General features: G+C 70.7%; 21 protein-coding genes and 1 pseudogene. 8 read left to right on the plus strand and 14 right to left on the minus strand.

Going from position 1 to position 21,848, the window contains the following annotated elements:
• The 3 genes from ACWGSR_RS04035 to ACWGSR_RS04045 form a co-directional block, all read right to left on the minus strand.
• Positions 1–345, minus strand: coding sequence for a hypothetical protein (locus tag ACWGSR_RS04035; RefSeq protein WP_376231765.1), 345 nt, complete (start codon positions 343–345; stop codon positions 1–3).
• A 71-nt stretch (positions 346–416) separates the two neighbouring features.
• Positions 417–1,724, minus strand: coding sequence for a M18 family aminopeptidase (locus tag ACWGSR_RS04040; RefSeq protein WP_376231767.1), 1,308 nt, complete (start codon positions 1,722–1,724; stop codon positions 417–419).
• Between the two features lie 133 nt (positions 1,725–1,857).
• Positions 1,858–3,687: an acyl-CoA dehydrogenase gene (locus tag ACWGSR_RS04045; protein WP_453563330.1), complete on the minus strand. Its 1,830-nt coding sequence runs from the start codon at positions 3,685–3,687 to the stop codon at positions 1,858–1,860.
• A gap of 257 nt (positions 3,688–3,944) precedes the next feature.
• Here ACWGSR_RS04045 and ACWGSR_RS04050 point away from each other — a divergent pair, with 257 nt between their 5' ends.
• The 3 genes from ACWGSR_RS04050 to ACWGSR_RS04060 all read left to right on the plus strand — a co-directional run bounded on the left by ACWGSR_RS04050 (position 3,945) and on the right by ACWGSR_RS04060 (position 6,806).
• Complete coding sequence (locus ACWGSR_RS04050; protein ID WP_376231769.1) at positions 3,945–4,445, plus strand: SseB family protein; 501 nt, start codon at positions 3,945–3,947, stop codon at positions 4,443–4,445.
• 146 nt (positions 4,446–4,591) lie between these two features.
• Positions 4,592–5,554 carry a pirin family protein gene (locus ACWGSR_RS04055; RefSeq protein ID WP_453563332.1) on the plus strand — a complete coding sequence of 321 codons (963 nt, stop codon included), beginning with the start codon at positions 4,592–4,594 and terminating at the stop codon, positions 5,552–5,554.
• A gap of 121 nt (positions 5,555–5,675) precedes the next feature.
• Complete coding sequence (locus ACWGSR_RS04060; protein ID WP_453563334.1) at positions 5,676–6,806, plus strand: AI-2E family transporter; 1,131 nt, start codon at positions 5,676–5,678, stop codon at positions 6,804–6,806.
• Here the strand turns inward: ACWGSR_RS04060 and ACWGSR_RS04065 are convergent.
• Positions 6,803–8,923, minus strand: coding sequence for an ATP-binding SpoIIE family protein phosphatase (locus ACWGSR_RS04065; RefSeq protein ID WP_376231773.1), 2,121 nt, complete (start codon positions 8,921–8,923; stop codon positions 6,803–6,805). The two genes, ACWGSR_RS04060 and ACWGSR_RS04065, sit on opposite strands and share 4 nt — an antisense overlap.
• Positions 8,924–9,060: 137 nt before the next feature.
• Between ACWGSR_RS04065 and aspS the strand changes: the two genes are divergently transcribed.
• A complete protein-coding gene (aspS, locus tag ACWGSR_RS04070) occupies positions 9,061–10,878 on the plus strand; it encodes an aspartate--tRNA ligase (protein WP_453563335.1) in 1,818 nt (605 codons plus the stop codon).
• 140 nt (positions 10,879–11,018) lie between these two features.
• Here the strand turns inward: aspS and ACWGSR_RS04075 are convergent, their stop codons facing one another.
• The 8 genes and pseudogenes from ACWGSR_RS04075 to ACWGSR_RS04110 all read right to left on the minus strand — a co-directional run bounded on the left by ACWGSR_RS04075 (position 11,019) and on the right by ACWGSR_RS04110 (position 15,951).
• Entirely contained in the window at positions 11,019–11,516 is a 498-nt protein-coding gene (locus ACWGSR_RS04075; RefSeq protein WP_453563336.1) for a hypothetical protein, read from the minus strand.
• Positions 11,513–12,946: pseudogene (locus ACWGSR_RS04080) on the minus strand (RHS repeat-associated core domain-containing protein); the annotation flags it as partial. The gene ACWGSR_RS04075 and the pseudogene ACWGSR_RS04080, both read right to left, overlap by 4 nt.
• 62 nt (positions 12,947–13,008) lie before the next feature.
• The gene (locus ACWGSR_RS04085; RefSeq protein WP_453563337.1) at positions 13,009–13,467 is read right to left on the minus strand and encodes a hypothetical protein; all 459 of its coding nucleotides are present in this window, start codon (positions 13,465–13,467) and stop codon (positions 13,009–13,011) included.
• Between the two features lie 23 nt (positions 13,468–13,490).
• Positions 13,491–14,024, minus strand: a complete 534-nt coding sequence (locus ACWGSR_RS04090) for an SMI1/KNR4 family protein (RefSeq protein WP_453563339.1) — start codon at positions 14,022–14,024, stop codon at positions 13,491–13,493.
• Positions 14,025–14,046: 22 nt separating this feature from the next.
• The gene (locus ACWGSR_RS04095) at positions 14,047–14,463 is read right to left on the minus strand and encodes an Imm50 family immunity protein (protein WP_453563341.1); all 417 of its coding nucleotides are present in this window, start codon (positions 14,461–14,463) and stop codon (positions 14,047–14,049) included.
• A complete protein-coding gene (locus tag ACWGSR_RS04100) occupies positions 14,450–14,953 on the minus strand; it encodes an Imm50 family immunity protein (protein WP_453563343.1) in 504 nt (167 codons plus the stop codon). The genes ACWGSR_RS04095 and ACWGSR_RS04100 overlap by 14 nt, the downstream gene beginning before the upstream one ends.
• A gap of 127 nt (positions 14,954–15,080) precedes the next feature.
• Positions 15,081–15,548 carry a hypothetical protein gene (locus tag ACWGSR_RS04105; protein WP_453563345.1) on the minus strand — a complete coding sequence of 156 codons (468 nt, stop codon included), beginning with the start codon at positions 15,546–15,548 and terminating at the stop codon, positions 15,081–15,083.
• A complete protein-coding gene (locus tag ACWGSR_RS04110) occupies positions 15,499–15,951 on the minus strand; it encodes a hypothetical protein (protein ID WP_453563346.1) in 453 nt (150 codons plus the stop codon). The genes ACWGSR_RS04105 and ACWGSR_RS04110 overlap by 50 nt, the downstream gene beginning before the upstream one ends.
• A 74-nt stretch (positions 15,952–16,025) precedes the next feature.
• On the opposite strand from ACWGSR_RS04110, the gene ACWGSR_RS04115 reads away from it, so the two are divergent.
• The gene (locus ACWGSR_RS04115) at positions 16,026–16,670 is read left to right on the plus strand and encodes a hypothetical protein (protein WP_453563348.1); all 645 of its coding nucleotides are present in this window, start codon (positions 16,026–16,028) and stop codon (positions 16,668–16,670) included.
• A 14-nt stretch (positions 16,671–16,684) separates the two neighbouring features.
• Here ACWGSR_RS04115 and ACWGSR_RS04120 read toward each other — a convergent pair whose 3' ends face one another.
• The gene (locus ACWGSR_RS04120) at positions 16,685–17,554 is read right to left on the minus strand and encodes a helix-turn-helix domain-containing protein (RefSeq protein WP_453563349.1); all 870 of its coding nucleotides are present in this window, start codon (positions 17,552–17,554) and stop codon (positions 16,685–16,687) included.
• Between the two features lie 448 nt (positions 17,555–18,002).
• Here ACWGSR_RS04120 and ACWGSR_RS04125 point away from each other — a divergent pair, with 448 nt between their 5' ends.
• A complete protein-coding gene (locus ACWGSR_RS04125) occupies positions 18,003–18,341 on the plus strand; it encodes a DoxX family protein (protein WP_453563351.1) in 339 nt (112 codons plus the stop codon).
• A 70-nt stretch (positions 18,342–18,411) separates the two neighbouring features.
• On the opposite strand, the gene metG is transcribed toward ACWGSR_RS04125, so the two are convergent.
• Entirely contained in the window at positions 18,412–20,019 is a 1,608-nt protein-coding gene (gene metG / locus ACWGSR_RS04130; protein ID WP_453563353.1) for a methionine--tRNA ligase, read from the minus strand.
• 90 nt (positions 20,020–20,109) lie between these two features.
• Between metG and ACWGSR_RS04135 the strand changes: the two genes are divergently transcribed.
• Both ACWGSR_RS04135 and ACWGSR_RS04140 read left to right on the plus strand, forming a co-directional pair.
• Positions 20,110–20,763 carry a response regulator transcription factor gene (locus ACWGSR_RS04135; RefSeq protein WP_376231783.1) on the plus strand — a complete coding sequence of 218 codons (654 nt, stop codon included), beginning with the start codon at positions 20,110–20,112 and terminating at the stop codon, positions 20,761–20,763.
• Positions 20,760–21,848, plus strand: coding sequence for a sensor histidine kinase (locus ACWGSR_RS04140; RefSeq protein WP_453563355.1), 1,089 nt, complete (start codon positions 20,760–20,762; stop codon positions 21,846–21,848). The genes ACWGSR_RS04135 and ACWGSR_RS04140 overlap by 4 nt, the downstream gene beginning before the upstream one ends.

Raw genomic sequence — 21,848 nt, forward strand, 5'->3', positions numbered from 1 at the left:
CTAACGCACGAGTCCCTGGTTCCTGGACGGGCGCCCCGAGGCCCCGTCCAGGCACCCCGCCACCCAGGCGGCCGGGTCGTGGACGGCCCGGTCGCCGCCCGTGCCGTCCCGCTCCATCCGCACGCACCCCCCGGCGATCAGCGCCTTCGTCCGCGACCCGTCCACGTCGTACCCGCGGATCCGCGAGGCCAGGACGTACCCGCCCTCGTACGCGATGTCCGTGCCCCACGGCGGCCGGTCGTTGTACGCGCCGACGAGCAGCCCCGTCCCGGTCAGGGCGGCGAGCACGCCGACGACGGCGAACGGGACGAACTTCCTCGGCGGCGGACCCTCATGACGGTGCATGGGGACGAGCCTGCCGGGCGGGACCTTTCGCGGATGTTTCGCGGACCGGTCCCGGCCGGACAGTGCCGGGCTCAGCCCTCCAGGAACGCCACCAGCGCGTTCGCAAGCAGGAACGGGTCCTCCGCGCCGCACAGTTCGCGGGCGCTGTGCATGGAGAGGATCGCGACGCCGATGTCCACGGTGCTGATGCCGTGGCGGGCGGCCGTGATCGGGCCGATCGTGGTGCCGCAGGGCATGTCGTTGTTGGAGACGAAGGACTGCCAGGGCACGCCCGCCTTCTCACAGGCGGCGGCGAAGACGGCCCGGCCGCTGCCGTCGGTGGCGTAGCGCTGGTTGACGTTCACCTTGAGGATCGGGCCGCCGTTGACGCGCGGGTGGTGCGTCGGGTCGTGCCGCTCCGCGTAGTTGGGGTGGACCGCGTGGCCGGTGTCGGAGGAGAGGCAGACGGTGCCGGCGAAGGCGCGCGCCCGGTCCTCGTAGGAGCCGCCCCGGGCGTACACCGAGCGCTCCAGGACGTTGCCGAGCAGGGGGCCCTGGGCGCCGGTGTCGGCCTCGGAGCCGTTCTCCTCGTGGTCGAAGGCGGCGAGGACCGGGATGTACGGCAGGTCGTCGCGGCCCGCGAGGGAGGCGAGCGCGGCGGTGCCGGCGTGCACGGAGAGCAGGTTGTCCATGCGCGGCCCGGCGAGCAGCTCGCGGTCGCGGCCCAGGTAGGCGGGGGCCTCCACGGCGTGGACCATCAGGTCCCAGCCGGTGACGTCCTCGGCGTCGACGCCGGCCTCGTCGGCGACGAAGGAGATCAAGTCGCCCTCGTGGACGTCGCCGATGCCCCAGACCGGCTGCATGTGGCGCTGGCGGTCGAGCTTGAGGCCGTCGTTGGCCTGCCGGTCGAGGTGGATGGCGAGCTGCGGGACGCGCAGCAGCGGCCGGTCGACGTTCACCAGGCGGTGGCTGCCGTCGCGGAGGGTGAGGCGGCCCGCGAGGCCGAGGTCGCGGTCGAGCCAGGTGTTGAGGAGGGTGCCGCCGTAGATCTCGACGGCGACCTGCCGCCAGCCCTGCGAGCCCATGTCGGGGCGCGGCTTCACGCGCAGGTTGGGGGAGTCGGTGTGGGCGCCGACGATCCGGTACGGGGTGTGGGCGGCGGCGCCCTCCGGCACGTACCAGGCGATGATCGCGCCGCCGCGGACCACGTACTTCCCGCCGCTGGTCGCGTCCCAGGCCGCGGTCTCCTCGACCCGCCGGAATCCGGCCTTCTCGAGCCGCTCGGCCGCGTTCGCGACCGCGTGGTACGGCGAGGGGGAGGCCGAGAGGAAGGCCATGAGGTCGTCGGTGTGCCCGCGGTCGAAGGGGCCCGCGGCGGTACGGGAAGCTGCGCTGCTCATGGGTTCACCTTACGCAGGGGACTGATGGGGAGGCCGAGGTCCCCGGGAAGGCGGAACGGCCCGCCCCCCTCCCCGGGGACGAGCCGTTCCTGTGTTGGACGAGAGGTGTTCCCGGCCGCTGCGGACAGCGGTCCTAGAACGCTGCCTCGTCCAGGTCCATCAGCGAGCCCTCGACGGCCTCGGCGAGCGCGCGCTCGGCGGAGACGCCCGGCAGGACGTTGGCGGCGAAGAACTTCGCGGCCGCGATCTTGCCCTGGTAGAAGGGCACGTCCTTGCCGGAGGCGCCGGCGGCCAGCTTCTCGGCGGCGACGGCCGCGCTCTTGAGGAGCAGGTAGCCGACGACGACGTCGCCGGAGGCGAGCAGCAGGCGGGTGGTGTTCAGGCCGACCTTGTAGATGTTCTTGACGTCCTCGCCGGTGGCGGTGAGGTCGGTGATCATCGTGCCGACGATGGCCTCCAGGTCGACGGCCGCCTTGGCGAGCGCGTCGCGGGCGCCGGCCAGCTCCTCGCTGCCGGTGCCGACCGCGAGGAACTTCTTGATCTCCTCGGACAGCGTGTTCAGGGCCGCGCCCTGGTCGCGCACGATCTTCCGGAAGAAGAAGTCCTGGCCCTGGATGGCCGTGGTGCCCTCGTAGAGGGTGTCGATCTTGGCGTCCCGGATGTACTGCTCGATCGGGTACTCCTGCAGGAAGCCGGAGCCGCCGAAGGTCTGGAGCGACTGCGCGAGCTGCTCGTAGCCCTTCTCGGAGCCGTAGCCCTTCACGATCGGGAGCAGCAGGTCGTTGAGGCCGTGCAGCGCCTTGGCGTCCTCGCCGGCCGCCTCCTTGATCGCGATCTCGTCCTGCACGGAGGCCGTGTAGAGGACGAGGGAGCGCATGCCCTCGGCGTACGCCTTCTGCGTCATCAGCGAGCGGCGGACGTCGGGGTGGTGCGTGATGGTGACCTTGGGCGCGGCCTTGTCCATGAAGTTGGCCAGGTCGGTGCCCTGGACGCGCTCCTTGGCGTACTCCAGGGCGTTGAGGTAGCCCGTGGAGAGGGTGGAGATCGCCTTCGTGCCGACCATCATGCGGGCGAACTCGATGATGAGGAACATCTGGCGGATGCCGTCGTGCTTGTCGCCGATCAGCCAGCCCTTGGCGGGGTGCTGGTCGCCGAAGGTCATCTCGCACGTGTTGGAGGCCTTGAGGCCCATCTTGTGCTCGACGTTGGTGGCGTACACGCCGTTGCGGGCGCCCAGCTCGCCGGTCTCCCAGTCGAACTCGTACTTGGGGACGAGGAAGAGGGAGAGGCCCTTGGTGCCGGGGCCGGCGCCCTCGGGGCGGGCGAGGACGTAGTGGAGGATGTTCTCCTCCATGTCGTGCTCGCCGGAGGTGATGAAGCGCTTGACGCCCTCGATGTGCCAGGAGCCGTCCTCCTGCTGGACCGCCTTGGTGCGGCCGGCGCCGACGTCCGAGCCCGCGTCGGGCTCGGTGAGGACCATGGTGGAGCCCCAGCGCTTCTCGACGGCGATCCGCGCGACCTTCTTCTGCGCCTCGTTGCCCTCGTTGTAGAGGATGCCGGCGAACGCCGGGCCGGAGGAGTACATCCAGATGGCCGGGTTCGAGCCGAGCAGCAGCTCCGCGTAGGCCCAGATCAGGGAGCGCGGGGAGACGGTGCCGCCGATCTCCTCCGGGATGCCCAGGCGCCAGTACTCGGACTCCATGAAGGCGTCGTACGACTTCTTGAAGGTGGCCGGGACCGGGGCGGTGTTGGTCTCGGGGTCGAAGACCGGCGGGTTGCGGTCGGCGTCGGCGAAGGACTCCGCGAGCTCGTTCTCGGCGAGGCGGCGGATCTCGTCGAGGATGCTCTTGGCGGTCTCGACGTCCATCTCCTCGAACGGACCGGTGCCGTACACCTTGTCGCGGCCGAGGACCTCGAAGAGGTTGAACTCGATGTCGCGGAGATTCGACTTGTAGTGCCCCATGGCGACGGCTCCGTAAGGCTCGGGGAGGGAGGTTCCTCGTACACGTACCAGTGAGTAGCAAAACGCTCTCCACCATGATGCTACCCGTCAGTAATAAGGGCAACCCCTGGCGCGCATCTGTGACGCGCCTCGCCCTCCTCCCGTGCCCCACGGGCCTCGCGGGCCCCTTCCGCCCCGCCCGTCCCACGCCTCGGACGTACCGGCGGGTAAGGGGCGCGGGCCCCCGGCGGCCCCCCGCCGCTCGATAGGCTGCCCCCATGTACGGATACGGCCAGCACGCGGACGGTAGTGCCGCCCAGCAGCAGTACATCCCGCCCCAGCAGGGCGGGATGCAGGCCGGCATGCCGGGGGGCGTGCAGGGCGGGTACGGGCAGCAGGCCCCGCTCTACCCCGAGCCCTCGCCGCCCTCCCTCGCGGACGCCGTGCGCGCCTTCACCACCGGCACCCTGGCCGCCGAGGACTTCCAGCAGATCTTCGCGACCTCCAAGGTCTACTGCCCGCGCGGCGACAACCCCGGCTTCCTGGCCCTGCACAACACCCAGCAGCCGGTCATCCCCATGTTCACCTCGCTCAAGGAGCTGCGGCGGTACGCGGGCAAGGAGTCGAAGTACTTCGTGATCACCGGCGCCGAGGTGATCGACCTGCTCCCGACCGGCTACGGCTTCGTGCTCGACATGGAGGGTGACCACCGCATGGTCTTCGACGCGAAGGCCGTGGAGCAGATGGTCGACTTCGCGATGCGGCGGATGTACGGCTGAGTGCGGCGGATGTACGGCTGAGCGCGGCCGGCGCGTGGCCGGGGCGCCCGGGGGGGAATTCCTTCCGGGCGTTCCGCGTTCCGGGTGGCAGGAAGTTCATCGTTCAACTAAAGTGGACGTGCAAGGTCGCCCAAGGAGGTCCCGCCATGCCCGCCGTGACTGTCGAGAACCCGCTCACCCTGCCGCGCGTCGCCGCCCCCGCCGACGCCCCGGCCCGTCCCGTGCTCGCCGTGACCACCGCCCCCTCCGGCTTCGAGGGAGAGGGCTTCCCGGTCCGCCGGGCGTTCGCGGGGATCAACCACCAGTACCTCGACCCGTTCATCATGATGGACCAGATGGGCGAGGTGGAGTACGCGCCCGGAGAGCCCAAGGGCACGCCCTGGCACCCCCACCGCGGCTTCGAGACCGTCACCTACATCATCGACGGCACCTTCGACCACCAGGACTCCCAGGGCGGCGGCGGCACCATCACCAACGGCGACACCCAGTGGATGACCGCCGGCGCCGGCCTCCTCCACATCGAGGCCCCGCCGGAGTCCCTCGTCGTCAGCGGCGGCCTCTTCCACGGCCTCCAGCTGTGGGTGAACCTGCCGGCCTCCGACAAGATGATGGCCCCCCGCTACCAGGACATCCGCGGCGGCCAGGTCCAGCTGCTCACCTCCCCCGACGGCGGCGCGCTGCTCCGCGTCATCGCGGGCGAGCTCGACGGCCACGAGGGCCCCGGCATCACCCACACCCCGATCACGATGATCCACGCCACCCTGCGCCCCGGCGCCGAGATCGCCCTCCCCTGGCGGGAGGACTTCAACGGCCTCGCGTACGTGCTCGCCGGCCGCGGCACCGTCGGCGCCGAGCGGCGCCCGATCCACACCGGCCAGACCGCCGTCTACGGCAAGGGAGGCGCCCTCACCGTCCGCGCCGACGAGAAGCAGGACGGCAACACCCCGGACCTGGAGGTCGTCCTCCTCGGCGGACGCCCGATCCGCGAGCCCATGGCCCACTACGGCCCGTTCGTCATGAACACCCAGGCCGAACTGCGCCAGGCCTTCGAGGACTTCCAGGCGGGCCGCCTCGGCACGATCCCGGCGGTCCACGGGATGGGCGAGTAAGAAACAAGGGGTACGGGGCCGGGGCGCGCTCCCCGGCCCCGTACCGCTCCCCTGACGAGCCGTCACCCGTACGGACCGTCAGCGCGCGACGGCGCGCCGGGCGGCGTGGTCCGGTGGTCGGGTGCAGACGACCACCGGACGACCGCTCCTTCCCGAACCCGCCCGCCGGACCGCCGCCTGGTGCGCCGTCCTGCTGCTCGTCGCCGGGGTCGCCGCCGTCGGGATCTGGCTGTGCGTCGAGCTCAAGACGGCCGTCACGCCCGCCCTGCTCGCGATCCTCGGCACCGCCCTCCTCGGTCCCCTCTACCGCCGCCTGCTGCGGATGAAGGTCCGGAAGTCCCTCGCCGCCGCGCTCACCGTCGCCGCCGTCCTCGCGGTCGTCGGCGGCGCCACATACATCGTCGTCGCCGCCCTCGTCGACACCGGCGACCAGATCGTCGCCTCGCTCCGGCAGGCCGCCGAGGACATCGCGAAGCACTTCGGCGCGGTCGGGACCTCCCTCGAAGACCTCAGCGGGAACGCCGAGACCCTCCTCAAGCGGTTCGGCGGGACCGCCGCCTCCGGGGTGATCTCCGGGATCAGCGTCGTCGGCCACCTGATCGCCACCGCCGTCCTGGCCCTGATCCTGATCTTCTTCTTCCTGCGCGACTCGGACCGGGCCGCCGGCGCCCTGCGCTCCTTCGTGCCCGGCGACACCGGCGACGTCGTCGAGGCCATGGCCCGCCGCGCCTTCGAGGCCGTCGAGGGCTTCATGCGCGGCACGACCTTCATCGCCCTCGTCGACGCGACCCTCATCGGCACCGGGCTCCTGATCCTGCGGGTGCCCGGGGCGGTCGGGCTCGCGGCGCTCGTCTTCGTCACCGCGTACATCCCCTACCTCGGCGCCTTCCTCTCCGGCGCGGTCGCGGTCCTCGTCGCCCTCGCGGACCGGGGCTTCGTCATCGCCCTGTGGGCGCTCGGCGTCGTCCTCGCCGTCCAGGTCATCGAGGGGCACCTGCTCCAGCCCATGGTGCAGAGCAGGACCGTCCACATGCACCCGGCGGCCGTCATGCTCGCGATCACGGCCGGCGCCTCCGTCGCGGGCATCCTCGGCATGCTCCTGGCCGTCCCCCTGACGGCCGCCGCGACGGGGGTGCTGGGGGAGCTGCGGGGGCGGTACGGGTCGGGGACGGAGCCGGGAAAGCCGGACCCCGCTCGACCTGCCGGGCGGCCCCGGGCCTCGCCCGACCACGATCCGCCGGACGGCCCCTAACCGCAGCAGCCCTCCGTCGTCCCCGGCTCGTTCAGCTCGAACCAGATCGACTTGCCCTCGCCGCGCGGGTCGACGCCCCACGCGTGCGCCAGCATCTCCATCAGGACCAGGCCGCGCCCGCTCGACGCCATCTCGCCCGGCCGGCGCCGGTGCGGCAGCTCGTCGCTGGTGTCGGAGACCTCCACGCGCAGCCGGCGGGACTTCCCGTCGCAGGCGACCTCCGCGACCAGGAGCGCGTCGCCGTCCGTGTGGACGAGGACGTTGGTGACCATCTCGGAGACCATCAGGACCGCCGAGTCGAGCTGGTCCCCGTCCGTCCAGTCGTGCAGCAGCTGCCGCACCTGCTCCCGCGCCTCCGCGATCCGCTCCGGCTCCGCCTGGGCGATCGTCATCAGGGTGCGGCGCGGGGCCTCCCGCACGGCCCCGGCGGGGCGGCGGGAGAGCAGCAGGACGGCGATGTCGTCCTCGCGCCGGTCCGCGAGCGGGCCCGTGGTGTGGTGCGAGCCGGGGCCGTGGACGGCCTCCACGAGGGTGTCGGCAAGCTCCTCCAGGTCCTCGCCGTCGTGGGACTCCAGGATCTTCCGGACCCGCTCCCAGCCGGTGTCCAGATCGTGCCCGCCGGTCTCCAGGAGGCCGTCGGTGCAGATCATCAGGGTCTCGCCGGGGTCGAGCGCGATCCGGGTGGTGGGGTAGTCGGTGTCGGGTTCGACGCCGAGGGGCAGACCGCCGGCCGTGGGCCGCAGCAGCACCGTCCCGTCGGTCGTCCGCACCGCGGGATCCGGGTGCCCCGCCCGCGCGATCTCCACCGTCCCCGTCTCCAGGTCGACCTCCAGGTACAGACAGGTCGCGAACCGGGGGCCGCTCTCGCTCTCCCCGTCGTCGCCGTCCGTGATCCCGTACAGGAAGCGCGAGGCCCGGGAGAGGACCGCGTCCGGCCGGTGGCCCTCGGAGGCGTACGCGCGCAGGGCGATCCGCAGCTGCCCCATCAGGCCCGCCGCCCGCACGTCGTGCCCCTGCACGTCCCCGATGACCAGGGCGATCCGGCCCGCGCCGCCCCCGTCGGGGCGCGAGGCGCCACCGGGCAGCCGGATCACGTCGTACCAGTCGCCGCCGACCTGGAGCCCGCCGCCGGTCGGCACGTACCGCGCGGCCACCCGGATCCCGGGGATCCCCGGCCCCAGGACCGGCATCATCGTCCGCTGGAGGCCGAGCGACAGCTCGCGCTCCGACTCGGCCACGCCCGCGCGTGCGAGGGCCTGCGCCAGCATCCGCGCCACCGTGGTCAGGACCGAGCGCTCGTCGGGCGTGAAGGCCACCGGGTGCTTGAAGGCCGCCATCCAGGCCCCCATCGTGCGCCCGGCGACGACCAGCGGCACGAAGGCCCAGGAGCGGCGCCCGAAGCGCTGGGCGAGCGGCCAGGTGACGGGGAAGCGGCGCAGGTACTCCTCGGGCGACGGCAGGTAGATCGCCCGACCCGTGCGGACCACCTCGGCCGCCGGGTAGTCGGTGTCGAGCGACATCGACGCGAAGGGGCCCTCGTCGTCCCGGCTCTGCCCGTGGTGCCCGATGATCGTCAGCCGGTCGCCCGCGACCCCGAAGACCGCGAGCCCGTCCGGCGAGAAGCCCGGCATGGACAGGGAGGCGGCCACCCGCAGCACCTCGGCCGTCGACCGCGCCTCGGCGAGCGCCCGGCCCGCGTCGAGCAGGAAGGCCTCGCGGGAGCGGCGCCAGTCGCCGGTGACCGGGGTGCGGGAGGCGGCGCCCGGTGCCTGCCCGGCGATCTCCTGGAGCGTGCCGACGAGCTGGTGGCCGCTCCCCTCCACCAGTGGCTTGGACCGGGTCCGTACCGTACGGATCACCCGTCCGTGCTCGTCCATGATCCGCAGCCGGGACTCGGCGAGGGTGCCCTCGGCGACGGCGAGGTTCACCACCCCGTCGATCTCGTTCCAGTCGACCGGATGAAAACGGGCCCGCACGGCCGCCTCGCCGAGCCGCACGGGCTCGGCGGGCAGCCCGAGCAGCCGGGCCGCCTCGGCGTCGAGCGACACGGTCCCGGACGCGTTGTCCCAGCGCCACAGGCCGGTCGCGATCGCGGCCAGGACGTCCTCGGTGCGCATTGCCCCACTTTATGAATATCGGACCGCGAGCCGCCACCGACGGTGTCCGGGGAGCGATCCCGGCCCGGCCGGTAGGCTGGGAAACCTTGACACCGTCAAGCCCTTCACCATCGATCCCGAAGACTGGATGAACGACGATGCATCGGTACAGGTCCCACACCTGCGGCGAGCTCCGCGCCTCTGACGTCGGCACCGACGTCCGGCTGAGCGGCTGGCTGCACAATCGGCGCGACCTGGGCGGCATCCTCTTCATCGATCTGCGCGACCACTACGGCATCACGCAGCTCGTCGCCCGTCCCGGCACCGCCGCGTACGAGGCGCTCGACAAGCTGACCAAGGAGTCCGTCGTCCGCGTCGACGGCAAGGTCGTCTCGCGCGGCGCGGAGAACGTCAACGCCGAGCTGCCCACCGGCGAGGTCGAGGTCGAGGTCGCGGAGGTCGAGATCCTGGGCGCCGCCCAGCAGATCCCCTTCACCATCAACGCCGACGACGGCGTCAACGAGGAGCGGCGCCTGGAGTACCGCTTCCTCGACCTGCGCCGCGAGCGCATGCACCGCAACATCATGCTGCGCTCGGCCGTCATCGCCGCCATCCGCTCCAAGATGGTGGCGCTCGGCTTCAACGAGATGGCGACCCCGATCCTCACCGCGACCTCCCCCGAGGGCGCCCGCGACTTCGTCGTCCCGTCCCGTCTGAACCCGGGCAAGTTCTACGCGCTGCCGCAGGCCCCGCAGCAGTTCAAGCAGCTGCTCATGATCTCGGGCTTCGACCGCTACTTCCAGATCGCGCCCTGCTTCCGCGACGAGGACGCCCGCGCCGACCGCTCGCCGGGCGAGTTCTACCAGCTCGACGTCGAGATGAGCTTCGTCGAGCAGGAGGACGTCTTCCAGCCGATCGAGAAGCTCATGACGGAGCTCTTCGAGGAGTTCGGCGGCGGCCGCCACGTCACCTCGCCGTTCCCGCGGATCCCGTTCCGCGAGTCGATGCTGAAGTACGGCAACGACAAGCCGGACCTGCGCACCTCGCTCGAACTGGTCGACCTCACCGACGTGTTCGCGCACTCCGAGTTCAAGGCGTTCGCCGGCAAGCACGTCCGCGCGCTCGCCGTCCCGAACACCGGCGACCAGCCGCGCAAGTTCTTCGACGGCCTCGGCGACTTCGCGATCTCGCTCGGCGCGAAGGGCCTGGCCTGGATCCGCGTCGGCGAGGGCAACGCCCTCACCGGCCCGATCGCCAAGTTCCTCACCGAGGAGAACGTCAAGGTCCTCACCGAGCGCCTGGGCCTGGAGCCCGGCCACGCCGTCTTCTTCGGCGCCGGCGAGTTCGACGAGGTCTCCAAGATCATGGGCCCGGTCCGGGTCGAGGCCGCCAAGCGTGCCGGCCAGTTCGAGGAGAACGTCTTCCGCTTCGCGTGGATCGTCGACTTCCCGATGTACGAGAAGGACGAGGAGACCGGCAAGATCGACTTCTCGCACAACCCGTTCTCGATGCCGCAGGGCGGCCTGGAGGCCCTGGAGACCCAGGACCCGCTGGACGTCCTCGGCTGGCAGTACGACATCGTCTGCAACGGCATCGAGCTCTCCTCCGGCGCGATCCGGAACCACGAGCCCGACATCATGTTCAAGGCCTTCGAGATCGCGGGCTACTCCCGCGAGACCGTCGAGACCGAGTTCGCGGGCATGCTCCGCGCCTTCCAGTTCGGCGCCCCGCCGCACGGCGGCATCGCCCCGGGCGTGGACCGCATCGTCATGCTCCTCGCGGACGAGCCCAACATCCGCGAGACCATCGCCTTCCCCCTCAACGGCAACGCCCAGGACCTCATGATGGGCGCCCCCACGGAACTGGAGGAGACCCGCCTGCGCGAGCTGAACATCCAGCTGCGGAAGCCGGTGGAGTCGAAGGTGGTGGAGGGCCGCCCGGTGACGGAGGCTGTGCATCCGGATGCGGCGCGGTAAGTAGTACGTCGCGCTGACGAAGGGGCCCGGGATCTTCGGATCCCGGGCCTCTTCTCTTTCTTGCTTCGGTCCGTCACGCGAACACGATCCAGCGCTGCCGAAACCTTCTCCGCACCACCGGTTAAGGAGCCTCTTCCGCTCTACGAATCACCCGGTGTCGTGTCGGCATTCTTCTTCCGTGCGTCCTGGAAGGAGTGGGTGACGATCCAGTCTTCGTACTCTTCAACCGAGACGGCACACAATGACGTTCCGTCCAAAGAGACTGCGATGAAACCTCGATGTCCGGTTGCGGCGGCAATTCGGGAAGGGAGGTGGGTGCCGATCGAATCCCGCATTCTGATCCATCCCCTGGTCAGGGAACCGGGGTATGTGGCGAGCAGCAAGAATTCTCTACGCTCATTGAAGATCCTTAGCCGATCCGCCTCTTCATGCCAGAGGGAGTCCACCCGGTCCCTCGCATTCGGGACTTTGTGGGGGACTGTCACTGTGGGCTGCACATTTCCCCCTGAAACGGCGAGGGATGCTTTCTTGGGGGCAGGAGCCTCTCCGGGGATGTCTGCCTCTTCGTCCAGCCCTTGTCGCGCAAGAGCGTCAATCAATTCCGAGACCTTGTATTCTTCGCCATTGTTCTGGTTCACGGCTTTCCCGGCTTCCCCTCGTAGAAGAAATGATGATCGCCTCCGGGTTTGTCTATCGCATCGTACCTTTCCCAGGATTCGGTATATCGAAAGAACTCGCCGCGTGAATTATCCCACCCGAAGTTGATTCCATTTTGTGCTGGGTCGCCCTTCGGCCTTCCTGCGTGGAAATGTAGACCGGCTTCGTCGTGCGTATGCTCTACGATGACTCGGGAGCCCTCGCTTGTTTCGAATTGCCTAAAGTTTCCCCAGTGCGTGGGGTTCGAGGAATAGAAATATCCTGGCACATGGGCATGGGTGACGTCTCCGTTGACAGTCCATGCGGCATCAGGGGTGGTCCCGTAAGGAACGCCGGCGGCTTCGAAGGCGGCCCGCTCTGCGTCCTCCCTCCTCTCGAATTTATTGTCGAGTTCCCCCTTGGGCGGACATGGTTTCAGCCCTAGTGGATCACTCCATGTATGCGGGTTGTGGATGTACGCAGCCGGGTTCGGCGCCGGACCCAACCCCAAAGGATCCTGGCTCAGATACCGCGCCGACTCCGGGTCGTAATACCGGAAGTAGTTGTAGTGCAGCCCCGACTCCGGGTCGAAGTACTGGCCCGGGAAGCGGAGCGGGGTGTACGTCGTGGCGTCTCGGGTCCAGGTCGTCGTGCCCCAGAGGGTGGAGCGGGTGCGCCAGGCCAGGGTGCCCGACTCGTCGACGAGTTCCGTCGGGGTGCCGATCAGGTCGGTGACGATGGCGAAGAAGCGTTCGTCGTCCGTGTCCGTGCGGCGTTCCGTCTGGGAGAGGGGCCGCAGGCCCGCGTGGTCCCAGGTCAGGACGACGTTCTCGGTCGTCTGCTCGCAGAGGGGCGTGCCGTCCCAGGTGAAGTGGACCGTCTCGGAAGGGGATTGCTTGGATGTGCGGCGGCCCAGCGGGTCGTACGCGTAGCTCCAGACCGTGCCGTCCGGCGTCGTCACCGACGTCAGACGGTCCTCCGCGTTCCAGGTGTAGTGCCAGGTGTCCGGCTTCCGGGATATGCGGGTCTTCCGACGCAGGACGATCCGGCCCTGGGCGTCGTGCTCGTAGCGGACCGCCCCCGCGCGGGTGATCCGCGTGCCCTCGTACGCGCGCGGGCCCGTCGCCGCATGGGCCGGGTGCCCGGACGGCCAGTCCGCCTCCGTCTGGTTGCCGGCCTCGTCGTACGCGTACCGGTCCGCCCGTACCGCCGTGACCCGTCCGGCCCCGTCCAGGTCGAAGCGGCTCGTCCCCGACAGGTCGTCCGTGACGGCGGCCAGACCGCCGTCCGGGCGGTAGTCGTACGCCCGGTGCTGGAGGCGGCCGCCGCCCCGAGCCTACGTGACCTCCTGCGCCGTCAGCCGGCCCATCACGTCGTACGACGACGTCAGCGACACGAAGTCCGCGACCGAGCGCTCCGCCTCGCGTCCCGACAGCAGGCCCTCCAAGCCCTCCGGCGAGGTGCGGGGGAATCCGCCCCGGCCGTCGTCGTGGCTCACGCTTCCGTTGCCCCCATGTCCCTTGCCGCACGGAAAGCCCGTACCGCCGTGACGTAGTCGCGCCGTGCCCCGCTGTCCGCGGGGAGGCTCGAAAGGCCTTCCTCCGCAAATTCCTCGGCGGCGCGGAGAACCGCCCGCGCGAGGTCTTCGACACGGACCCTGCCCACCGCCGTCCTCTTCGACGAGACCGAGACGAACCCTTTCCCGTCTCGCTCGAAATCGAGCCGGAACGACGAGCCGATGCCCGTGTACGAGAGGGTCCGCCGTTCGCCGAAGAGCAGCTGCCTGAGGTTGTCGAGCAGGAGGACCACCGACAGGTGGATCATCACGCCCTGGTCGGGTACGTGACCTGCCGACACCACCGTTCCGCTTCGCCCCTCGCACACGATGTCCCCGAGGTCGAAGTCATCGGGCTCGCCCTGCCCCGGCCGCACCGAGAACCTCACCCCGATCACGGCCGGTGGCTCCTTCCGCCCCGTCATGCCGGGCCGAGCCGGCGGAACTCGTGTACGGCGCGGGGGAACGAGGAGGAGAGGACGTCCGAGCGCAGCTCCCCGGAAAGGACGGACGCGAGGAACCGGGTGCAGGACACGGAGAAGTGCTCCCACCGGGCGCCCCGCGCCTCGTTCACCATGACGGTCCACCGGTCCGGATCGAGCCCGGGGAGGACGAGCCAGTAGAGGCACTCCCCGTTGTCCGTGACCGCCCACGGAACGACCCGGGCCCCCTCGCCCTCCAGCTCCGCCGGCTTCTCCTCGTACGCCCACAGGTCTTCGAGGTCCTCGGCCTGCTGCTCCGCCCAGACGAGGAGGTCGTAGTGCGCGTTGGGGCAGCCGGGTTCGAGGACGTACAGGTAGTCGTCCCAGTCGCCTCCCCCGTAGACGCGGACGAGTTCCTTGTAGTCGGAGGGAAGGCCGGTCCCGAGGACGCGCTCGATCCCGGCCCAGTCCTTTCGGTGGGGTGTGTCCGGTGGCGGGACGATCTCGTGCAGGGCCGCGAGGGCGTCGCTCACGGTTGGGGCCTGCTCCTGGGGATCAGCCACAGCTCGTGCCCGCGGAGAGGTAGGAGCGGAAACGGGCCAGGGTGGAGCCGGACGCCGTGAAGTCGAGGTACGAGCCCTCCGCCTCGACGGTCACCCGGACGTCCGTGCCCTCCCCGGGGGCCAGGGCGACTCCCGCGTCGCGGGCGCTGAACTCCCAGCCGCTGACCCGCAGTCCCCGCACGCCCGTGAACGTCAGGTAGAACTCGACGGTGTTGTACGCCCTGTCCACCCAGGCGAGGGGCGGCTGTTCGGGGAGGGCGATGGTCTCGAACATCAAGGTCACCGACGCGTCCCTTTCGTCGATCTGCACGTAGTAGAGACCGCATTCGTCCAGGCCGGGCGGCGTCGTGTACGCCTTCGTCATGTCGTCCGTCGCTCCGACGACGGTCGTCCAGTCAGATGCGCTCATGGAAGGTCTTCTCTTCTGGGCCCGGGACGGTTGTGAAGCGTTTCCTGTCGAGCTTCCTCAGGAAGAGGTGCGGCCCGCCGTCCGTGCCGTCGGGCGCGATTCTGAAGGCGCTCACGTGTCCCGTCTTCACCGACTCGTGGCTGGTGAAGCCGAGGTCCACCCCCGCGCCCCGCACCCGCACCCGCATCCGCCGGTCCCGGCCCAGGGGCTCCGTCGTGAAGGACGCGCAAGGTACGGGCGGATCCCAGTCCTCCAGGGCGAAGTCCTCCACCGCGACGAACTGGAAGTGGCACTGGACGGTGTCGACGTCCGCGCCCTCCCACTCCGGCGGAGCCGTCGCCGGGAAGGTCGAGAGGTCCACGCGCAGCGTGACCGTCGGCCCCATCCAGGACAGGTTGAGACCCCGCAGCCGGAACGTGTCGAGGGGCGGGACCTCTCCGTACAGGCGGATCAGGTCCTCGGGATTCAGCAGGGTCGGGACGGCCGTCATGGTGACGATGCTCCTCCACGCCGGGCCGGGCCGTCCTCCGGGGTGACGAGTCCGCGCAGGGGGCCCAGGAGGCCGAGCGCCCGGCCGGCCCGTTGGAAGCGGCTCGTCATGGCTTCTCCCTCCGGTCCTACCGGTCGGCTTCGAAGGAGTGCGTGATGATCCAGTCGTCGTACTCCTCGACCGAGACGGCGCACATCGACCTGCCGTCCAGGGAGGCCGCGATGAACTCCTGGTTCCCGGTCGCGGCGGCGATGCGGGAGGGGAGGCGGGTGCCGGTCGTGTCCCTGACCCTGAGCCATCCGGCCGGGTTCTCCGGGACCCAGAAGAAGAGGAGGAACTCCCCGTTCTCGTCGAAGAGTCCCGCTCGGTCCGCCTCTTCGTGCCAGACGAGGTCCACCCGGTCCCGCGCGTCCGGGTCCTTCTGAGGGACCGTCGCGGTCGGCTCCACCTCGTACCCCGCCATGGCGTGGAAGGCGCTCTTGGGGTCCGGTGCGTTCTCCGGTACTCCCCCGTCCGCCTCCACCACCCCCTGCCGCCCGAGGGCCTCAAGCAGGCCGGAAGTCCGTCGGTCCCTGTCCGCGTCCCGCTCCGTCATGTCCACCCCCGTGGAACCGTATGCCCGTCAACCGCTCCTCGTGGTCGAGGACCAGCACCGACGTGCCGTCCGCGCCCTCGTGGAGGACGACCAGGTCGTCCGTCGCGGGGTACCAGAGGTCGTCGATCGACGTGATCAACCGCGCCGCCGTCATTCTCGCCGCAATCCCGTCGGCGGGCCACGCGGTTTTCACCACCCCTCCACCGTTGGGGAGTTGAGCTGCCAGACGGGCGCGCAGCTCGGCTTCCGTCATCCCGGAGACGTCCACCGGCGTTCCGGCCGTACGTCGCAGGCGGTCCAGCTCCGCCCACGAACCGCCGACCGCCCGGACGATCTCGTCGAGGGCGGTGGGATCGGGCGGGGTGCCGAGGGACGTGAGCGTCGCACGGAGGCGGGGAGGCACGGGACCGGGCTCCTTTAGAGTTGATGATCATGACAATCGGCGAAGCCACAGGGGGACTTCGGATGAGGATCGGTATGCGGGGGATCGCCGTCGCGGCGGCTCTGGTGATGAGTCTGACGGCGTGCGACGGCGGTGACGGTGACGTCGACGCGACCGATGCGGTGCTGGGGAAGGGGCAGAGCCAGGGGCAGCCCCAGGCCCAGGTGGTCTCGCTCGACCCCACCGGGCTGATGCACGCCCTGCCCGTGGAGTCCGCGGTGGGTGACGTGTTCGTCGGCAGCGACCCCGTCATGGTGCAGGGCGCCGAGGCCGCGCAGTTCTGCGGCGAGCAGTTCGACGGCGCCTGTACCGGGGTGACGGCCGCCGGGCTCAAGGAGATGGTGGTGCGCGGCTCCAGCTCCCGCGAGCAGCGGATCGACTTCATGCTCCTCACCTTCGGTACGGAGAAGGAGGCGGCCGCCCTCGTGAAGGGTGCGGCGGAGCGGCAGAAGGCGAGGAAGGACTCCTTCGGTTCCTACCAGCCGGTGACCGTCGAGGCCGGGGCCGACGAGACACGGGCCCTCGGCCGCTCGGACTTCACCAGTGTCTACATGCGCGTCGGCACCGTCGTGTCGTACATGAGGGTCAGCAGGATCGAGACCGAGGACGTGCAGTACGCGGCCAAGGTCCAGGTCGACCGGATCCGGACCGTCGCGGCGGGCGGCAACCCCGGCCACTGACCGCCCCGGGGGCGTTACGCGTGCTGCCTTCGCCCCGCCGGTGTGCAGCCCTCGCACGTGCCCGGCTCCGGCCCCCGGAAGGCCCGGTCGCAGGCGTCGCAGTTCTGGAGGGGGTGCTTGGGGGCCTCCGGGTCCCTCGTGCCGAGCGGTGGCAGGGGCGGGAGCTGGGCGGACAGGCGGTGGGCCAGGAGGGCGGCCGGGCGGCGCAGGGGCTCCTGGGGCAGGGCGCAGGTCAGGACCCGGAGGACGGCCTCCGGCGTGAGGTCGCGCTCCAGCCAGGCGACGACCCCCGGCGCCAGGTGTTCGGCCTCGGTGGCCGACAGGTGCAGACGGGGGTCCTCGCGCCGCAGGCCGGCGAGGACGCCGAGGGCCGTCCGCAGGAGGTCGGGGGACGGGTACGCGGGCTGCGGTACGGCGGGCAGGGCCCGGCGCGGGGCCTCCGTACGGCGGGCCGGGGCCCTGCGTACCGCCTCCTCGTCGGCGGCCGACCGCCCCGGGTGGTTGCAGGAGATCGTGAGCGTGACGATCTTCCCGGTGGCGTCGCGCTCCAGCTCGCGGCGCAGATAGCCGTGGGCCTCCAGCTCGCGCAGCCCGGCGGCGATCCGGCACGCCCCTTCGCGGAAGCGCCTGGTGAGGCTCTTGATGTCGACGGGCGACCCGCCGGGCAGCGACTGGATGTGCACGGCCAGGCCGATGGCCACGAGCGACAGCTCGGCGTGCTGGGAGAGGTGGTTGCCGACCACCGTGAACCGGGTGGTGTGGCGGACGTTCTCGTGGATGACGCCACCCGCCCGAACGGACCTCATGCCGAGCTTCACGGGGCGGTTTTGCCTGCCGTTGCGGGACGGGGCGAGGGGGCGCGCGCTAGTGTTCTGGGTACCCATCGGGAAGCTCTCTTCTTCCTTGGTGGTCAGGCCCCCGCCTTTGGAATGCCAGTTCCGGCGGGGGCCGACGCATGTCTGCGGTCATATGCCAATCGCGCCGAGCATAGATCCGGAAACCCACCCCTCAGCCAGTCGTTTCGGTGGTTTTCACTCCTGGGAGTGAGTGCCCAACGGGGCCGGAAAGGGTGGGGTTTGGTGAGGGTTCTTTCTCTCCTCGTTCCTTTGGAAGGCGGCCCGAACCACCGGAGCACGAGTTCCCGTGCCACGGTCGTGTCACCGGGTCGAGTTCGGCCCGGACCGTCTTCCGCGGTACGGGGCCCGGTTCGTGGCGTACGCGGCCGGCGCCCGAAGTAGTTTCCGGCGGGCCGTCACACTTCCCCTCCCCGCTCCGTCGACGTGGTGTCCGGCCCGGTCGGGTCGGGCGCCGGGAACGCCGAAGGAGCCCCTCATGTCCACCACCGCCACCGTCGTCACCGCCGTCGCCGCGTTCATGGCCGGGTTCTCCGGCGTGGCCGTCCTCGTGAGGGCGAAGTTCGTCGTGGAGCCGCTCGCCGCGTACGGCGTGCCCCGTTCCTGGTGGAACCGGCTCGGGGCCGTCAAGGTCGCCGGGGCCGTGGGGCTGCTCGTCGGGTACGCCGTGCCCGTCGTCGGCGTCCTTGCCGCCATAGGGATCGTCCTGTACTTCGCCGGGGCCGTGATCACGGTCCTGCGGGCCCGCGCGTACGGGCACGTGCCCTTCCCGCTGGTCTACATGGCGCCCGCCGTGGCCGTCCTCGCCCTGGTGTGAGGTGCGTACGGCGAAGGCCGCCGCCCCCGTGCGTACGGGAACGGCGGCCTTCGGCGCGGCAGCGGGGCCGTCAGTCCTTCTTCGGCTCCTCCAGGCGCGGGAACAGCACCGCGCCCTTCGTCACCGTCGCGCCGGCCGGGAGCTGACCCCACGTGGCCGCGTCCTGGACCGGCTGCGAGGCCAGGGTGCCGAGCGGCGCCTCGGCGCCCAGGGAGTCCCAGAGGGCCTGCGAGGTCTCCGGCATGATCGGGTTGAGCAGGACCGCGACGGCGCGGAGGGACTCGGCGGCCGTGTAGAGGATCGTCGCCAGGCGGGCGCGGCCCTCCTCCGACTCGTCCTTCGCGACCTTCCACGGCTCCTGCTCCGTGATGTAGCCGTTGACCTGCTTCACGAAGTCGAAGATCGCCAGGATGCCGGCCTGGAAGTCCAGCTCCTCGCCGATCTTCGCGTCGGCGATCGCGACCGCCTTCGCCAGGCCGTCCTGGACCGCCTTCTCCGCGTCGCCGTCCGCCGCCGACGCCGGCAGCTCGCCGCCGAAGTACTTGCCGACCATCGCCGCCACGCGCGAGGCGAGGTTGCCGTAGTCGTTCGCCAGCTCGCTCGTGTAGCGGGCGGTGAAGTCCTCCCACGAGAACGAGCCGTCCTGGCCGAACGCGATCGCCCGCAGGAAGTACCAGCGGTACGCGTCCACGCCGAAGTGCGAGGTCAGGTCCTGCGGCTTGATGCCGGTCAGGTTCGACTTCGACATCTTCTCGCCGCCGACCATCAGCCAGCCGTTGGCCGCCACCCGGCCCGGGACCGGCAGGCCCTGCGCCATCAGCATCGCCGGCCAGATCACCGCGTGGAACCGCAGGATGTCCTTGCCGATCAGGTGCACGTCCGCAGGGAACGTCTCCTCGAACTTCGCCGGGTTCTCGTTGTAGCCGACGGCCGTCGCGTAGTTCAGGAGCGCGTCGATCCACACATAGATGACGTGCTTCTCGTCCCACGGCACCGGGATGCCCCAGTCGAACGTCGAGCGCGAGATGGAGAGGTCCTCCAGGCCCTGCTTGACGAAGTTCACGACCTCGTTGCGGGCCGACTCCGGCTGGATGAAGCCCGGGTTCGCCTCGTAGAACTCAAGGAGCTTCGGGCCGTACGCGCTCAGCTTGAAGAAGTAGTTCTCCTCCTTGAGGATCTCCACCGGCCTCTTGTGGACGGGGCACAGCTTCGTGCCGTCCTCCGCCTCGATGAGGTCGCCGGGGAGCTTGAACTCCTCACAGCCCACGCAGTACGGGCCCTCGTACCCGCCCTTGTAGATCTCGTCCTTGTCGTACAGGTCCTGCACGAACTCCTGCACGCGGTCCGTGTGACGCTTCTGCGTGGTGCGGATGAAGTCGTCGTTCGCGATGTTCAGGTGCTCCCAGAGGGGCTTCCACGCCTCCTCCACGAGCTTGTCGCACCAGGCCTGGGGCGTGACGTCGTTCGCCTCGGCCGTGCGCATGATCTTCTGACCGTGCTCGTCCGTGCCGGTGAGGTACCACACCTTCTCGCCGCGCTGACGGTGCCAGCGCGTGAGCACGTCGCCTGCGACGGTCGTGTAGGCGTGGCCCAGGTGAGGAGCGTCGTTGACGTAGTAAATGGGGGTCGTGACGTAGAACGCCTTCGTCCCCTGCTTCTCGGATCCAGTGGCCGCCATGGTCGAAATCCTAACGGCCCCGCGAAGATCCACTCACCTCACTTGAACCCCGGGGGAGGGGAGCACGGGCGGCTCGGTGAGGATGGCGGCATGCGTGTACTGGTTGCCGAGGACGAGCGGGTTCTCGCCGGGTTCGTCGCCACCGGCCTGCGGCGGGCCGGATTCGCCGTCGACACCGTCCACGACGGCGAGGACGCCCTGGAGCGGCTCGGCCTGAACGCGTACGACGTCCTCGTCCTCGACCGCGACCTGCCCCGCCTCCACGGCGACGACGTCGCCCGCCGCCTCGTCGCCGGCGGCTCCCGCACCCGGATCCTGATGCTGACCGCCGCCACGGCCGTCGAGGACCGGGTGGCGGGGCTCGATCTGGGAGCCGACGACTACCTCGGCAAGCCCTTCGAGTTCCCCGAGCTGGTCTCCCGCGTCCGCGCCCTGCGCCGCCGCTCCGCCCGGCCCCTGCCGCCGCTCCTCGAACGGGACGGGCTGCGCATGGACACCGTCCGGCGGACCGCCGACCGCGACGGGCGCGCCCTCGACCTCTCCCCCAAGGAGTTCTCCGTCCTCCAGATCCTCCTGGAGGCCGACGGCGCCGCCGTCTCCGCCGAGGAACTCCTCGAACGCGCCTGGGACGCCCACGCCGACCCCTTCACCGGAGCCGTGCGCGTCTGCATGAGCAAGCTGCGGGCCAAGCTGGGGGAGCCGGGGCCGATCCGGACCGTGCAGGGCGTGGGGTACGTGCTGTGAGCCCCTCCGGAACCGGATACCTCGGGGCCGGGTCGACCGTCCGGACCCGGATCGCCCTCGTGTACGGAGGGGTCTTCCTGGTCCTCGGCGCCCTGCTGCTGCTCGTGGTGAACCTGCTGGTCAGGGCCGGTACGGACGGGGAGACGGAGGCGATCGTGGCGCGGGCCGGCGACGTCGCCCTCGTGGAGGCGTACCGGATCGGGGACGACGTCGGCCGGGCCGCGAACGAGCAGATGCTCATGTGGTCCTGCCTGGCCCTGCTGGTGATCGCCTGCGGCGCCGTGGTCGTGGGCTGGTGGACGGCGGGGCGCGTCCTGCGGCCCGTGCACGAGATGACCGCCCGCGCCCGGCGCCTCTCCGAGCGGGACCTCGGCGGGCGGCTCGCGGTGCGCGGGCCCGACGACGAGCTGAAGGAGCTCGGCGACACGATCGACGCGCTGCTCGGGCGCCTGGAGACCGCCTTCGACAGCCAGCGGCGGTTCGTCGCCAACGCCTCGCACGAGCTGCGCACCCCGCTCGCCACCCAGCGCGCGGCCCTCCAGGTCGGCCTGGACGAGGACTGCGAGGTCCGGCAGGTCCTCCTCGACACCAACCGGCACAGCGAGCGCCTCCTCGACGGCCTGCTCCTCCTCGCCCGCAGCGAGCGCGGACTCGCCGAACGCGAGGACGTGCCCTTCGGCGAGGTCGTCGCGGAGGAGTACGAGGACGCGGTGGTGGGCGCGGAGGGCGGTGTCGTACGGGGGAGTCGCGTGCTGCTCCGGCAGCTCGTGCGGAACCTCGTCGCGAACGCGGTCGTCCACAACGTGCCGGGGGGTTTCGTGGACGTGCGGGTGGCGGGCGGTGTGCTGACCGTGGTCAACACCGGGCCCGTCGTTCCGCCGGGCGACGTCGAGGCCCTCTTCGAGCCCTTCCGGCGCGGTGAGGGGCGCGACCGCACGGGGCCCGGCGCCGGGCTCGGGCTCTCCATCGTCCGGTCGATCGCCGTCGCCCACGGCGGGAACGTGACGGCGGTGGCGCGGGGCGCAGGGGAGGGCGGCGGACTCGTGGTGACGGTGACCCTGCCGGTCACCGCCACCCGGCCGTAG

The sequence above is a fragment of the Streptomyces sp. NPDC055632 genome (assembly GCF_053618675.1).

What these genes read in the sequence shown, in the direction of transcription:
- ACWGSR_RS04035 (WP_376231765.1), bottom strand. Translation starts at nt 345, where the DNA reads ATGCACCGTCATGAGGGTCCGCCGCCGAGGAAGTTCGTCCCGTTCGCC.
- ACWGSR_RS04040 (WP_376231767.1), bottom strand. Translation starts at nt 1,724, where the DNA reads ATGAGCAGCGCAGCTTCCCGTACCGCCGCGGGCCCCTTCGACCGCGGG.
- ACWGSR_RS04045 (WP_453563330.1), bottom strand. Translation starts at nt 3,687, where the DNA reads ATGGGGCACTACAAGTCGAATCTCCGCGACATCGAGTTCAACCTCTTC.
- ACWGSR_RS04050 (WP_376231769.1), top strand. Translation starts at nt 3,945, where the DNA reads ATGTACGGATACGGCCAGCACGCGGACGGTAGTGCCGCCCAGCAGCAG.
- ACWGSR_RS04055 (WP_453563332.1), top strand. Translation starts at nt 4,592, where the DNA reads ATGCCCGCCGTGACTGTCGAGAACCCGCTCACCCTGCCGCGCGTCGCC.
- ACWGSR_RS04065 (WP_376231773.1), bottom strand. Translation starts at nt 8,923, where the DNA reads ATGCGCACCGAGGACGTCCTGGCCGCGATCGCGACCGGCCTGTGGCGC.
- aspS (WP_453563335.1), top strand. Translation starts at nt 9,061, where the DNA reads ATGCATCGGTACAGGTCCCACACCTGCGGCGAGCTCCGCGCCTCTGAC.
- ACWGSR_RS04095 (WP_453563341.1), bottom strand. Translation starts at nt 14,463, where the DNA reads ATGAGCGCATCTGACTGGACGACCGTCGTCGGAGCGACGGACGACATG.
- ACWGSR_RS04100 (WP_453563343.1), bottom strand. Translation starts at nt 14,953, where the DNA reads ATGACGGCCGTCCCGACCCTGCTGAATCCCGAGGACCTGATCCGCCTG.
- ACWGSR_RS04105 (WP_453563345.1), bottom strand. Translation starts at nt 15,548, where the DNA reads ATGACGGAGCGGGACGCGGACAGGGACCGACGGACTTCCGGCCTGCTT.
- ACWGSR_RS04115 (WP_453563348.1), top strand. Translation starts at nt 16,026, where the DNA reads ATGCGGGGGATCGCCGTCGCGGCGGCTCTGGTGATGAGTCTGACGGCG.
- ACWGSR_RS04120 (WP_453563349.1), bottom strand. Translation starts at nt 17,554, where the DNA reads ATGGGTACCCAGAACACTAGCGCGCGCCCCCTCGCCCCGTCCCGCAAC.
- ACWGSR_RS04125 (WP_453563351.1), top strand. Translation starts at nt 18,003, where the DNA reads ATGTCCACCACCGCCACCGTCGTCACCGCCGTCGCCGCGTTCATGGCC.
- metG (WP_453563353.1), bottom strand. Translation starts at nt 20,019, where the DNA reads ATGGCGGCCACTGGATCCGAGAAGCAGGGGACGAAGGCGTTCTACGTC.
- ACWGSR_RS04135 (WP_376231783.1), top strand. Translation starts at nt 20,110, where the DNA reads ATGCGTGTACTGGTTGCCGAGGACGAGCGGGTTCTCGCCGGGTTCGTC.